At 59.9% G+C, this 14,874-nt stretch carries 7 protein-coding genes; 3 read left to right on the forward strand and 4 right to left on the reverse strand.

From position 1 onward, the window contains the following. Positions 1–259: 259 nt before the first annotated feature. From V5E97_RS07380 to V5E97_RS07395, 4 genes are all read right to left on the reverse strand, one after another. Entirely contained in the window at positions 260–5,572 is a 5,313-nt protein-coding gene (locus tag V5E97_RS07380; RefSeq protein ID WP_406698676.1) for a hypothetical protein, read from the reverse strand. A gap of 535 nt (positions 5,573–6,107) precedes the next feature. Then, the gene (locus tag V5E97_RS07385; RefSeq protein ID WP_406698677.1) at positions 6,108–8,315 is read right to left on the reverse strand and encodes a hypothetical protein; all 2,208 of its coding nucleotides are present in this window, start codon (positions 8,313–8,315) and stop codon (positions 6,108–6,110) included. A gap of 288 nt (positions 8,316–8,603) precedes the next feature. Then, the gene (locus tag V5E97_RS07390; protein ID WP_406698678.1) at positions 8,604–10,118 is read right to left on the reverse strand and encodes an APC family permease; all 1,515 of its coding nucleotides are present in this window, start codon (positions 10,116–10,118) and stop codon (positions 8,604–8,606) included. A 351-nt stretch (positions 10,119–10,469) separates the two neighbouring features. Beyond that, the gene (locus V5E97_RS07395) at positions 10,470–10,913 is read right to left on the reverse strand and encodes a TIGR03067 domain-containing protein (RefSeq protein WP_406698679.1); all 444 of its coding nucleotides are present in this window, start codon (positions 10,911–10,913) and stop codon (positions 10,470–10,472) included. Between the two features lie 1,083 nt (positions 10,914–11,996). Between V5E97_RS07395 and V5E97_RS07400 the strand changes: the two genes are divergently transcribed. The 3 genes from V5E97_RS07400 (at position 11,997) to V5E97_RS07410 (ending at position 14,743) form a co-directional block, all read left to right on the forward strand. After that, entirely contained in the window at positions 11,997–13,130 is a 1,134-nt protein-coding gene (locus V5E97_RS07400) for a hypothetical protein (RefSeq protein ID WP_406698680.1), read from the forward strand. A gap of 277 nt (positions 13,131–13,407) precedes the next feature. Further along, complete coding sequence (locus V5E97_RS07405) at positions 13,408–14,091, forward strand: hypothetical protein (protein WP_406698681.1); 684 nt, start codon at positions 13,408–13,410, stop codon at positions 14,089–14,091. A 328-nt stretch (positions 14,092–14,419) separates the two neighbouring features. Further along, on the forward strand, positions 14,420–14,743 hold the full coding sequence (locus V5E97_RS07410) for a hypothetical protein (protein ID WP_406698682.1): 324 nt from the start codon (positions 14,420–14,422) through the stop codon (positions 14,741–14,743). Positions 14,744–14,874 lie beyond the last annotated feature (131 nt).

Here is a 14,874-nt window from a genome sequence, read left to right on the forward strand (position 1 = left end):
AAACGGGCACGGCCCATGATCGTCGACTATTCTCTCCAAGCAGACAGGGAACTGACACCCGCCTTGAAAAATTCGCTCGGATTGGACCGTCGACGTGCCTGATTACCGCCCCGTCCTGCCGAGGCTCCATCGCGATCGCCCCAAGCCGACTTGGAGCAGGGGAATTCCCTGAAACAAGGGCTTGGGGCGGTACGAGTCCCGTGGTGATCGTTGAGTTTCTCTCGGACTTATGTCGAGAGTGGGGCCAGTAAGTCAGTCCTTACTTGGTCAACCTTTGCCCCACGATCTGGTTTGTCCTGGCTGCCTGGGCGGCAAGTTTGCGAAGTAAGGCTCCACGACCCGTGAACCGGGGCGGTTGAGTGATCCGCTTGACGGCGGTGGGGGGAAGCGGATTGTTGAGGTACGTCCGTCCGTCGCCGGGCTGTTCGATGTAACGGCCCGTCGGTGGCTGGATGAACACGGTGAATGTCGCTACCGCGGTCGTCTCGGCCGGCAGGTCCGGCTCAATGAGGCTCCCTTGCACATAGATGCGGTTGTAGCCGCCGTCGAGCCCGGCGGTGTCACGGTTACCGTCGTGATCCCAGTGGCCGAAGGCGATGTCGTTGCCGTGGCCCGCCAGCACCGTTTCGGCGATGCCGTCGTCGCCGGCATCCAGGAGGTTATTCCCGGTGCCGCCGTCGACCTGGTCGAAGCCATCGCCCCCGAGGATCACGTCGGCTCCGTCGTCGGGCAGGGTGGTGTCGCGGACGCTGTGGGGAACGTTCGGGATCCCGTTCCCGCCGTGAAGCGTGTCGTCGCCGGTTCCGCCGTAGATCGAATCGTCGCCGAAGCCGCCGAGGATCTGGTCGTTGCCGGCGTTTCCGAAGAGGAGGTCGTTGCCGGCCCCGCCTTGGATGACCTCGTTGCCGTCGCCGCCCACGATCGTGTCGTTGCCGTCGTCGCCGTAGAGGAAGTCATCGCCCGCGTCGCCCCAGATCTGGTCATTGCCCGCCCCGCCTTGTGCGGTGTCGTTGCCGGCCCCCGCGAGGATGACGTCATCGTCTTCGTCGCCGAGGAGTCGGTCGTCACCGTCTCCGCCCGTGATCGTATCGTTGCCGGTGCCTCCCGAGATTGTGTCGTTGCCCGCGCTCCCGTCGAGCGAGTCATTGCCGGCCATGCCCAGGAGGAAGTCATGGCCCGCTTCGCCGAGGATCTGGTCGTCGCCCGCGTCACCGACGAGCGTGTCATTGCCGTCGCCGCCGCGGATCGTGTCGTTGCCATCGCCGCCGTAGACGTGGTCGTCGCCCGCATCACCGAAGAGGGCGTCGTTGCCGTCATCGCCGGTCAAGATGTCGTTGCCATCGCCGCCATGGAGCAGGTCGTCGCCCCGGCTCCCCTGGAGTGAGTCGTTCCCGAGGCCGCCGTAGAGCGAGTCGTTGTCGTCGCCTCCGTTGAGATAGTCGTCACCGTTGTCGCCCACGAGGAGGTCGTTGCCCGCCTCGCCCAGGAGCACGTCATTGCCGAGCTCGCCGACCAGCGTATCAGCGCCGTCGCCTCCGAGGAGCGAGTCGTTGCCGGTTCCCCCGTTGAGGCTATCGTTGCCGGCCATGCCCAGGAGCAGGTCATTGCCTGCCTGGCCGAGCAGCGTGTCCTGGCCGGCCCCGCCATTGAGCGTATCGTTGCCGTCGCCTCCGAGGAGCGAGTCGTTGCCGGCCATGCCCAGGAGCAGGTCATTGCCCCCCTGGCCGAGCAGCGTATCTTGCCCGTCGCCGCCGTCGAGGGTATCGGCGTCTTCCCCCCCGTCGAGCGCGTCGTTCCCGGCGTCGCCGGCGAGGTAATCGTTCCCCGCGCCGCCGTTGATCGTGTCGTTGCCGTCGCCTCCGGAGAGGGTGTCGTTGCCATCGGCCCCGACGATCAGGTCATTACCGCCCCGACCGAGGATCAGGTCGTTGCCCGCCTGGCCGCGCAGGGTGTCCTCGCCGTCGCCGCCGTCGAGGGCATCGTCGTCGTCGCCGCCGTCGAGAGAGTCGTTGCCCACCTCACCCACGAGATAGTCGTTGCCGGCTTCGCCGAAGAGGGTGTCGCCGCCGTCCCCGCCGAAGAGGGAGTCGTTGCCAATTCCCCCGAGCAGCGAGTCATCACCTGCATCGCCGAAGAGCGAGTCGTCACCCGCGTCCCCATTGATCGTGTCGTTGCCGTTCCCGCCACTCATCGTGTCGTTGCCGGGGTCGGCGAAGGCGACGCCGCCAACCGTGACCGGCCCGAGGAGGTCATTGCCGTCGCCACCGAGCAGGCTGTCATTGCCGAGGTCGCCGTTGAGCGTATCGTTGCCCACGCCGCCGTCGATCGTGTCGTTGCCGTGGCCGCTGGCGATCGCGACGACCGCGAACGAGGCGCCCACGCCCGTACCGTCGGCGTCACCCAGCAGCAGGTCATCACCTTCCCCGCCGACGATCGAGTCGTTGCCTGCGCCGCCCAGGAGGACGTCGGGGCCGATGCCCCCGATCAGCGTGTCATCGCCGATCCCGCCGAGCAAGGTAGCGTCGGCCGAGAGAAAGTCGTTCCCCGCTCCCCCTTCGAGCTGAATGCCGATGGAGTTCTCGACCCCCGAATCGGCCTTGATCCGGTCATCGCCGCCGAGTCCGCGGACCTGAAGGACGTCGCTTCCCGCCGCTGAACCGGTGATCGAGAACCGAGCGAACAGGCCACTGACGTCGAGCGCCGGGCCGGCCTGGGTAATCGCGATGTCGTTGGCGAGGCTTGAGCCGTCGATCTTGACGATGTCCTGAACGCCGTCGCCGGTCCCCAGGTCGAGCTTCAAGGACTTGAGCTCGGTCCCGGTCAGGTCGGCCACGGCGATCGTATCGGCCCCGGTACCCGAGTTGATGTTCATCTGCTCGATACCTGCGATATCGAGTGTGAACGGGACGAGGTTCGTGCGATCGAACTTGACGCGTGCCCCGTTGGGGTTAACTGTGAATGCGTCGCCGACCGCCGCGCCGTTGATGACGGCGATGTCGGTCCCTTCGCCGCCCTCGATGATATCAAACTCAATAAGTCCGTTGTTGTCGGAATGGTTCCAGACGAAGGTGTCGGAGCCATCGCCGCCGAGCAGAGTATCGTGGCCGGATCCACCTGTAATTGTGTCTCTACCGCCTCGTCCTTCGATCCGGTCGTTACCCTCGCTGCCGGTGAGAGTATCGTCGAATGCGGTGCCGAGGATTGTGTCATTGCCTCCTTGACTTGTGAAGACAACGGCAACGGCGTTCAGGGTGTAGTCAATGAGGTCATCACCTTCGCCGTCGCTGATAAAGTTGATGCCGGTGCCTGAGATGAGGCGGTCGTTGCCGGAACCGCCAGACAGAGTGTCGTCTCCGTCCCCGCCGTCGAGCAGGTTATTGCCGCCGTTCCCGATGAGGACGTCGTTGCCCGCTTCTCCGACAAGCGTATCGTTGTCGGCGGTGATGTCGCTGACGCCGACTCCCGCTATGAGCCGGTCGTTCCCCGCCCCTCCGACGAGGCTATCGGTACCGTTGCCTCCGATGAGGGTATCGTTGCCTGCATTTCCTTCGAGCGTATCGTTGCCGTCATTGCCGAGGAGGCTATCGTCGCCCTCCCCGCCATTGAGGAAATTGTCCCCTGCCGTGCCGACGAGCGTATCGTTGCCGTCTCCACCGAGCAGGGTATCGTTGGTCGTGTCGGTAGCCGCGCCGCCCTTGATCGAGTCGTTGCCGTCGCCGCCGACGAGGGAGTCGGTGTTTGCTCCTCCGTCGAGCGTGTCGTCGCCGTCGCCTCCGAGAAGTGTATCGTCGCCATCGTTGCCGAGGAGGCTGTCACTCCCCGTGTCGCCGATCAGGGAGTCATTGCCGTCACCACCGATTAAGACGTCATTGCCGTCGCCGCCATCGAGATAGTCATCTCCGTCGTCGCCTTGGAGTAGGTCATTGCCTCCGCCGCCCAGGAGCGTGTCTGAGTCACCGCCTCCGATGAGGATGTCATCTCCCAGCCCGCCGGAAATATAGTCACGGTCGGAAGTCGTATCTGACTCCTGATCACTAAAACCCATCAGCAGGTCGTTGCCGCTGCCTCCGTAGATTGAGTCGTTCCCCGCACCTCCTTGTACCGACGCCGGAATGACAATGTTGGCCGCGATCGAGACGAGGTCGTTCCCCTTCTTTGCGTTGATCTTGATGCCGACCACGTCAGTCAGGTTGAAGCTGACAACCTGAGCTTGGACGTTGCCAACCTTGAGCTTGGAGACATAGAATTTGTCGGCGGTTTGTGTTACCGCGATTACGTCGTCCGAATCCGTTCCGTCAATGGTCAGAATGCCATTGGAGAGGAATGCGACCTGCGCTTGCTTCTGGACGGCGGGATCGCACGAGGCCAACTCGAATTGAAACAGATTGCCACCGGCAGAACTGCTCCAGAGCGGGTCGGGGCCGATTCCGTATCTTCCGAAATAGGTGTCAACGTATGTTGGGTTGTCAACAGATGCGCTGAGACCCCAGTTAAGGCTTCCCGTAACATCGTAGAAACAACCCGCCCCTAGAATCTCCTGAGCGGTGATTTTTCCGTCGGAATCGGGGTCCACGAGATTCATGGACGCCGAGCCAGTGATCGAGAGCGTAGCCGAGGCGAAACTTACGTTTGCGAGGTTGAGAAAATCGATCTTGGCCTTTCCCGAGATCGAGATTGGCAGGCCAAGTGTGAGCAGAGGGACAGAGTTGCCGTTCGAATCCTTCTGCGGAGTAAAATAGAGGCCAGACATGTCCAAGTTAATGACAACACTTGCTGCGTAGCTGGCCTTGATATCCCCTTGAAGGAAAAGACCGCCTTTGGCAACCCCCAGATCGATTGCCAGCCCGGGAACCGGGATCTCGGGTGTTGAGAATACCGTTGTCTCACCGCCGGATGTCAGTGCATAGCTGACATAGCTCCCGAAAGGAGTGTTGTCGGGCAACTTACCGGTTTTCAGAATCGCCGCGAGGCTCTGGGCTTGAGCCTTCGGGATCGAGTCGCCCGGGAACATATCGAGGAGTGGGAGGTTAATGCTGAATGTGTTTTCAACGATATTAAAGAGGCTGTCGAATGCCGCATTCGTTTCGGACTCAAGAGCCTTGTTGACCTCGTTCTTGAGTTCGGCCGTGTCCAGAAAGATTCCCAGTGTATCGCGCAACGTTTGACCGTTGATTTTAATGAGATCGGCTGGGGCTGCGCTCAGGTTACCCTGGCCCGAGGCAGTGAAGATTGCCTTGATTGGATGCACATCAGTGTTGAGGAAGTCTTGAACGCCGTCCGGGATAGGGTTGTACTGGTCAATGAAGTTCGCGGTAGGTTGAAGTAGAACTTCCGTGATTCCCTTCTTGAACTCAATTGTGTATTGATGTGGATCGTACGTTGCCTGGTTCGCAAGGTTCTCGAGTTGAGTCCCCAGGTCGACTAGTTTTGTAGGAACATCGGCGATGGAGATCGCCAGGAGTACGCGAACCTCCAACCCTTCCATGTCCCGAAGCGTGAACTTACGGCGGGATCTTGGGGTGGTGCGCTCACGAGGATGAATCGGACGCCAACGGGGAATAATGCTGGACATGGTTCGTCTGCTCCGGATGGTGCTCAACAATAGTGGGCGTGTCTTGGATCTGGTGGCTCATCCGACAAGTCCTCAAGCTTGGCCAGGTCGGACGAGTCGCTCTTGTCTCTTAAGGCCGAACCGGTATTATTGGCCCGGCTTTGAATCTGATTGTTGAATAATTAAAATTAATGAAATTTTCATGTGCATTAATGAATTGCATAATTGTAATGAAATTTTTGAGTTTAATGGAGTTGGTGATTTTGATGGTATGCAATTCCGCATGTTTTCTGGTTTGTAGCGATGCTCCTTTTGTGTCTGGCTTCTCGTCTGGTTCTCCTTAAGGGATTTGCGCTATGGAGGTGGGGGCAGTTTGGAAATTCTTGGTTAGCGGTGCGGTTTCAATGGGGTGGCATTGGCTATGAAAGGGGGTCAGGAACCGATATGACCATTATGGCTCCTGACCCCTTTCCTGCCTTGTCCCCGATCGGCGAGGCCGTTGGATGACGGCCGCGCCGGAGCGGGGTGCAGTCGTGATTGGGCAAAGTCCGGGAGATCAGAACCGGGCGGTGAAGCTCCCTTGCTGGACGACTCCCAATGCACTAACCAGCGTGGTGACGGACAACTGCAGCTTCTGCTTCGTCTTGTAGCCCCTGGCCAGCGTCACGATGATGCTGCGGGACGCGAGGTCGTAGTGGGCGGATCTCAGGCCGACCGGCCTATCGTCCCTGGTCCCGAACTTCCTGTCTCTGCCGGCCTGCTTCAGGGAGTAGTGGCTGAGGCTCGCAGCCGACGACGCATCGAGATCGACATTGGAGCGGAGGAGGATCGCCGTCAGTCCCTTCTTCCTCGATTTTGTGACAGCCGTGCTGATAACCATCGGCTCGGTGCCGACCACGCCGCCACCGCCGCCGCCGCCGCCGCCACCGCCACCGCCACCGCCACCGCCACCGCCGCCACCGCCACCGCCACCGCCACCGCCACCGCCACCGCCACCGCCACCGCCACCGCCACCGCCACCGCCACCGCCACCGCCACCGCTGCCGCCACCGCCGCCGCCACCGCCGCTACTCGGGGGGGTAGTGGTCAGATGTAGGGCGTAGTCGCTGCCGCCTTCGCGCTCGCCGCTCGCGGAATACTCCCCATTGGACGTCGCGACGCCCCAACCGCCGCTGATACTCCCGGCGTTGGGCTCGATGGTGCTCTCCCCGGCGTAGTGCGAAACGGCCAGGTAATAGCGTGCCGTCCGAGGCGCAGTGAAGGCCGTGTGCCCGAATTGGCTGCCCCCGCCGGAGTCGTCATCCCCACCAGGCATGCCCGCTAGCTTGTTGCCGGAGGCGTCGTAGAAAGAGAGGATGGCGGCCCCGGCCAGGCCCCCACCCGCGGGCAGGAAGCTCCTCGCGTTGTAGATGTGGCCCTGGGTTGCATCGAAGGCGTAGAAATCGGTGTCGCCGAAATCTTGCAAGGTCGTCGTCGTCACGAAACCGCCGGGCCCGATCGCGACCGGCTTGGTCGCGGTCACGATGTTGTTGGGCTCGGCATCGGCCGGGCCGGTGAGCTTGGCGGTCAGGTAGAATGCCTGGCTCGGGGCTGTGACCGTAGGCGGTGCCGTGAGCGTGTAGTTACGCTGGGAGAAGGTCCCCGCACCGATGTAGAACGTTCCGCCGCGATCGAAGTGCCAGGTCAGCTTCGACTTGGTCGACGAGCCGGAATCGTCGTTCTGGACCAGCAGTCGGCCCTGGGAGTCGAAGAGCTTGAGGTAGGTGTCGACTCCCTTCTCGCTCGAGGCCGTGCCATCGCGCGTCTGGATCTCGAGGTCGTCCCCCGCCAGGGCGTCGACGGCCATCAGGTAGACCCCGCGCGACGGGATGACCCGGACCGTCACGTCGCCACCGGCACCCTGGGTAAATAGGTCCCAATTCCGGTAGAAGCCGGGCGGATCGACGACATTCCAGCCGAGGTCCTTGAGAATTCCCCACTCCAGGTTCGTCATCTCCGGTCGGGTGCCTGCGGTCGTGGCTACGTTCATCAGCGAGGGAAGACTGTCGGCGACGTGCCCGAGGCTCTTCGGGGAGAGAGGCACCGAATTGCCGCGGTTCGCCTGCTTCGCGTTTGCGCCGACGAACGATGTGCCGCTGACCAGACGGTCGTAGGTCGGCTGCCCGCGGACTACCCCGAGCCCATGCAAGAATTCGTGCCGGGCGACCGACACGAAGTCGAGGAGATCGGAGCCGATCAGCGTGGCCGGTCGACCGCGATCGTCCACCCCCGTGGTCGTTGACCCGAAGAACCACGAGGTGGAACCGTCGTTGTCGAACTCCATAAACGACAGGTTCGGCGCAAAATCGTTGGCGTTCGCCTGGCCCCGGTACTTATTCCCGCCAGTCGAGTAATGAGGTCCGCCGGTGCCGGCCGTGTTGGCGGCTAACGGGGCGCCATAAGCATAGAGCTTCAACGTGTTCGCGGCGACACTGGTCGTTACCGAAGGTGTCTTGCCCGATCCGTACGCGAACGAATAGGTGTTCGAGGGCACGGCGGCGAGGGTGTCGCCAAGGCGAGCGACGATGGCGCCGAGCGTTCCTTCCAGTAAGGTTCTTCGGCTCGTGTCCTGGAAGAACCCGGTCTTATCGAGAGAGTAGTCGACTTGGAGGGTCAGGGCTAACAGTTCCCGGGTTTCGAGGATCTCTAGTGACGGCTGACGACCCACGCGCCGGGATCGGGGAGACTTGGAGCTATCAGGGAGGAGCGAACGGGGGAAACGCATTAGATTGCTCTCAAGATGCGAAAGTGAAATTCCTGCCTGTCTAATCGAGGTTCAGCCCCATCATGTCCAGGGGCCATCACCTGGTCGGATTTGCGATGCGCCCTGAGGGACGTTCCCAATAGGGGTGAGCCCCAGCCTAATTCCTGGCTTACCTCGACGCCCTCCGGCCTCGGTTCCGTCGCTACACCAAGATCCATGTGATCTGTGATAACGCGAAGTGCCACACGAGTGAGAGGGTTGCTTGATCTACAAGATTGCTGCATAAGTCGCGTTTCCGGCTGCAGCGAGCTATATAGCCGGGCTACTACCGCCGGTCCGCGACCACACAAAATAAACGGGGATGCCCGCCAGGACGATCAGTGCCCCGATGCCCGAGGTTTCGGGGGCCAATACGATCAGGTCGAGCACGATGAGCACAGCCAGGCCGATATAGATGAGGGCAGGCAACGGGTATCCAAACGTGCGGTATGGTCGTTCGGCCTCCGGGATTCTTCGTCTCAGCGCGATGACCGCACCAACCATCAGGGCGTAAAAGATCAGGTCGACCGCAATGAGGTACTCGAGTAATTGGCTGTATAGATTGCCGTATGTGCGTGTGTTGGTGGCATGGTTCATCGTGACGGTAACCGGAAGTGCGAGCAGGCAGGCCCAAATGCATTGTGCGACTAGCGCGACGGCCGGGACGTGGTGGCGATTGGTCGTGCCGATCCGGTCGAAGAAGAGGCCGTCGCGAGCCATCGCGTAGTAGACTCGGGCGCCGGCGAGGATGAGTCCGTTGACGCACCCGAAGGTGGAGATCAGAATCGCGACAGCCATCGCGATTGTTCCCGCCCTGCCGAAGACGGCATGCATGACCGCGGTTCCGACACGATCCTGGGGTGCTCGTTGAATCTGGTCGAGCGGCAGCGTGGCCAGATAGGCGACGTTGGCCAGCAGATAGAGTAAGACGACCGTTCCGCAGCCAATGATGAGAGCTCGAGGAAGGTTGCGGCCGGGATTGCGTACTTCTCCCCCGGTAAACGTGACATTGTTCCAGGCCGACTGCGAGAACAACGGGCCGATCATTGCCCGCCCCAAGAGCATTGCCAGGGCGATGCCGCCCGTGGCCCGGAAACCAGGCTGAGCCTTCGCAGGATCCCAACCATTCTGCGCCGGGTGCCACCAGGACGCTGTCCAGACCGCTGCCTTGGGGTTAAGGCCGATGGTCAGGCCGATCACGATCAACCCGAGCAGGGCGGCCGTCTTGGTGAAAGTGAATGTGTTCTGGATCAGCTTGCCCGCATTGAGGCCGCGGGTGTTTGTCGCAGTCAACGCGATGATCAAGGCGATCGCAACCAGTTGTTGCGTCGAAAGGCTGATCGCATAGTTGCCCCAGGAGTGCGGCGAGATCAGGTAATTGTCCGATGCGACGACCGGCGCGAGTACGCCGAGGAACTTGGCGAACGCCACCGCGACGGCGGCGATCGTCCCCGTCTGAACGACCAGGAACGTGGCCCAGCCAAAGAGGAAACCGAACGAGGGACCGTAAGCTTCGCGGAGGAAGACGTACTGGCCCCCGGCCTTGGGCATCATTGCCGCGAGTTCACCGCAGCAGAGGCAGCCAGTGATCGTCATCAGGCCGGCCAAGAGCCAGGCCACCAGGAGCCAGCCCGGGGAACCGATCAGACGAGCCGACTCCGCTGATGTGATGAAAATGCCCGACCCGATCATCGAACCCATGACGATCATCGTGGCGTCAGTCAGGCCGAGCTCACGGACCAGTTCTGGCGCTGGATCGCTCGTCCCGAGGGTCGCCGTCGGCATCGCGCCTCCGGCCTTCGCTTTCGTATTTGATGGGGACGTGGTTATGTCAGGATCCACCGTTTGGCTCTCTGTGAGGGGGGGGGGGACCGCTTGAAGCTGCAATGTTCGAGACTGTCGCCACCTCGATTGACACCGTGGCAACGGCACCGGGTTGACGGGCCCGGGCGGAGAACCAGGCAACGTGGTGACAGTGTCTCAAGTCCCAATGAAACTGCTCGAGGTGAGTTCGTCCGCGAGGCCGAAACCCGAATCGAACCGTGTATCCGCGGCCAACGCAGAGGGGATAGGGCCTGAACTTCGTGATGCTGAGCCCCGTTCAATATCGTCGGCCGACCATGTGCACAAGGAACGTTAAGGCTTTACTCTCTCCCAAATGATAAGCTGATGACCTGATCCCGGCGTTGTTACGAACTCCCTGGGGCGATCTTTGCCGGGGTTTATGTTCACGCATGTTTGAAGAGTATCGCCAGCGATTTTGTAAATTCCGTGGTAGGTATTGCCTTTTTCTTTGAAGTCGCCTGTGATCGTCACGTCATAATTTCTTGCCTTTGTCCTGATATCGATCTCGATTGTACCTGACTCAACCGATTTGCCGTTCGACCTTGTCTCGAACTTGCAATCGTCGAAAGTGACAACGAGCGGTTTATCTTCCAGCTTGTCGCCGTTTCGGTGCATGGATTTCAGCTTCCATGAGCCTTTGAGTTCATTCGGTCCTGATTTCGAATCCTCCGCGCTGATTTCCTGAGGCGAGAGAACAAGAATGCTCAGCGCTGCAGCGTAGATAATCAGTCTCATTGCCCGACATTCCTCCCGAATCAACGGTCATATTGACCGAATAACGAAAAAGAGAACCACGATTCGACGGAATTCGACAACTGAACGAGGATGTTACGTGATCTGGCAACGTGGGCGGGAAGAGAACGCGACATCCCTCAGGTAGGCTGAATTTGCATTATGAATACAGGTGGGATTATGTATTGAGCAGTTCGACACGAGGCGCTTTTTATGTTGGGGCAGCCGCTTGTACTCCACGGTCGATCGCGTTGAGATTTGGTAATGTGTCGGTCTATGGCTTAAGTATGCGCATGCGGCAGGGTTGGTTTGCTGTGCTAAGGTCAAAAGTGCAATGAACGTATCGCTTTTAAGGTGGGAGATTGGCAAATTGATGATTCCCAGGCGTCCGTCGCCATCGCTCGGTGGCACCCGTATCGCTGAGAAACGCTAGCTTGAGGTTTTAAGCCGGCACCGCCCAATCCTTGATAACTCAAATCTAGTTCTGCCGCGCAGGTTAGAAAGGTCACACAATTCTGAGGAATAGGTGCGAATTTGGTGGCTGATGCGCAATCTGGGAGCCTATCTCGTGCGTCTGTCGGTACTTGCGTTCACTCGGCAAAGTGGCAACCCCAGGTAGGTGGGTCGAGTTCACCCCGTAAGCCGCGATTCTTTCTAAATTCCTGTTACGAATTTCCGATCCCTGCAGAACTTACTTCTTGGGCATGTCTACAGCACACGATTTTCACCGCATGAAACCGCGAGGCTCAGATGGGTCATGCCGCTATCAGTCATTGCTTCGCTCGACGCCGCGTATCCTTGAATCACTTTGTGTGAACGCCGATATTGCCCGGTGACTTGCCCCACCAACCAAAGCTTTGGAGACGTGAAAAACACTCTCACGTTTGCGGGGCAATTCACGGTTTGCCGTAGCGATCTGAACACGTCTTTCCCACAGTCGGGCAGGCTGGTTCGTCTGGAAACGCTGTCGCTGAGGTTTCCCCTTCGTCAGGCTTCTCAAGCGAGCCCTGAGAGGCGATGTGGTTAAGATTGAATTTTTGTGTTGATTGGTGTTTGTTTGGTTGGCGATTGTGAGGAGGATTGCTTATGCGTGAAGTACCCCTATTGGTCTTTGTCGGAGTGGTCCTGACCACAATGCCATTCCTTGCAGGGGCCGGCCACGAGAAGGTTGCAGCGACCGAGGTTGATGGAACGTGGAGATTGACCCGGTACATCGAAAACGGGAAGCCCAACGAGGAGGAAGTCAGGGCGAACTTTCTGATCGTCAGAAAAAATGGAATTCAGGAGATCACCAGAGGTGGCACATTCTTCAGCAAGCGAAAAATCACGATCGATCCGCTGAAGACGCCCAAGCAAATCGATTTGGTTGACGACGCTGGCGTATGTGTTGTCGGGATTTATGAAATGGGTGTCGATGGGATGCGTCTGGCGATTCTCGCGGATCCGGAGAAGCGGAAAACGGAACGGCCCAGCAACCTCAAGGATGAGGGAAACATAGTCGCTGTCTATCAACGCGTGCAAGATAAAGTGCAAGACGCCAAGGAGGAGGGCAGCAATCCGCAATCCGTTGACGACGGCCAAGTTCGATTGGAGAAACTCTTGGGCCGTTTCCTGAAGAATAACAATCGACAGTGGCGGTTCGTCTACGACGACGAGACCCAGATGACTCCGGAATCAGGGAAACCGATCATTGTCGTCCGCAAAGGAATAATGACTTACGGAGTCCCCGTCCGTTCGGGCGACTTGATCACCTTTGACTCGATCGAGAGCCTGCAACGAACCATCTACGACTCGAGCGAGGGGGGGAAACGGACGCTGTCGAGGGAGCTCCAGAATCACTCGACAATGCGATACTATTTGAGGCGTTCTCTCTCTGGTGACTGGTTCTTCGACACCATCATGTTGAGTCACAGTGATCCGGAGTTTCGCGACCGACCCTACTTTCGCGGTCGGGTCAACTGGTTGGCTGACGGCATTGAACTCGTCGGCTTAGGGACCGACAACTTCTTTCGCCAAGGGGGCGAGCTTTTTCCTGGCGCCTTCCTCTCCAGGAGAAAGCTCAAACAAGAGGGAAACCGGTTGGTCCAGACGATCCGCCATCAGGGCTACCAATTGGCCAAGGGCCCCGAGGGAGATATCCTGCCGATTCCCGATTTTTCGCAGCCAGTCGGGGAACTGTTCAACTCCGAGCTCAAGTCGGAGCCGATCCTCCCCGACTGAAGCGGGCAATCGAGCGGCCTGAGTTCTACGCAGAGTGTTTCAAGCTTCCTCCACTCGGCAGACGTCCCGCAAGGAACTGCCCCCGAGTGTGTGGATAAACAACGAGTTGCGGCGACGATTTTCCCCGGGGTCGGTCTAACCGGCGGAGGGGAAGGTCAATCTCAGTTGGCAGCGGGCTCACTCCGTAGCGGTGGATTCGGTTTCGGATTCATTGCCGCTCGGGCGGCGTGGCTCGCTGAGTGATCTCAAAAAGTCGGCCGTTAGTTGGGGGTGGCGAATGCGGAAGTCTCTGCTCGCGGTTCTGGTCCTGACCATCGCTGCTGTCTCGTCCGAGCAAACTCGCGCGGACGACGGCGCACTCGGGGCGCGATCAAAAATCTTGGATTTCCTGAAGCGAGAAGTGCTCGGGAAATCGCTGGTCCACCATAGCGTCTCGAAGATTGACAACGGCAAGCTCGAAGTGGACTTCTCCCGCACATTGAAGTTCGCGAACGTCACCACAACGGAGCGGGGCTTCAAGTTCGATCTCCTCATCGACATCAAGCAGGCCAACTATGATCTTGATGAGAGTGGGGCAAGAAAGGGGACGAGCATTGCGAAAGATCGTTCCCTCGTTGAGCGATTCGAGATCCGGGAACGAACCAGCACTGGAGAGTTGCTCGGCTACTGTTCTGTGATTACGAATTCGCTGAAGGATTCGAGCGGACGGGCGGACTTTGTCCAGGTAAAGCTGGAAGGCGACAGGCTGAAAATCAAGCAGTCGACGGTCGGCTACGATGATTTATTCGCGGCTGGGGACAAGACCAAACCAGGCGCCGTGGAGACCGAAAGCGATCTCTTTGTCTCAGAAGGTCGACTTCAGCACGTTCAGAAGATTCAGTCCTACGAGGTCGATCCAGCAAGCCTCAAGCGGACTCCCTATGCGGAGCCGGAAACCATGGTAAGTCAAGAGAAGAGATGAGTCACGGAGCGCACCGCCTCGGTCCAACCGGCCGGCCGAGGCGACGGGACCCGAATTCCAGGGACGAGGGCGGCAACTGGCCGGAGAGGTGATGTCACGCAAGAGAATCGTCCCCTTCTCCCCGCTCAGACTCTTGGTGCTGGGGAGGGGGTATCAGTCTCTGGTCAGGTTCAGACCCGATCAATGCGAGGGGCAGGCCGTCGGCTTTGCCAATCTCAGGCTAGCCGTTGCACGCTCGACCGACCCGTTGCGGATAGAAGGGTGACGAGGCGATCGAACGACGAGTCGCCCGAGTCGAGTGAGCAGGCTGACCGAGGAGTCGAATCCGATGCGTGCCATGAAGAAGGCGGCCCAAATGTTCGGTGTGATGGCGATCGCGGTGGGTTGCCTTGGTGTGGCGACCGATCTGAAGGCGGGGGAGTTCCGCGGAAGCCACAATTCGGGGCACCACAACCAGGGTGGGCATAACGGGGGCCATCACAACAATGGCTTTCGGCCCGGCCACAACTTTGGCGGGTTCCGCCCGGGATACGGGTACGGTGGCTATCGCCCAGGGTGGGGCGGGGGCTTCTATCCGGGCGGGTTCAACCGTGGCGGATTCGTCTACAACCGGCCTGGCGACGGCCGCCCTCCGATTTTCATTCCCCGCTGAGCGGAGAGTCGGTGGATCCTGAAACGAAGCGACCCCGAGCGAAATCGCTCGGGGTCGTTGTGCATACTGGGCAGGAGAGCTTCGAAAGGGAGCAGAAGCGGCAGGTCAAACAACAGAGCTTATGCCGACAA

This window comes from Singulisphaera photorubra (assembly GCF_045290345.1).
GTDB lineage: Bacteria > Planctomycetota > Planctomycetia > Isosphaerales > Isosphaeraceae > Singulisphaera.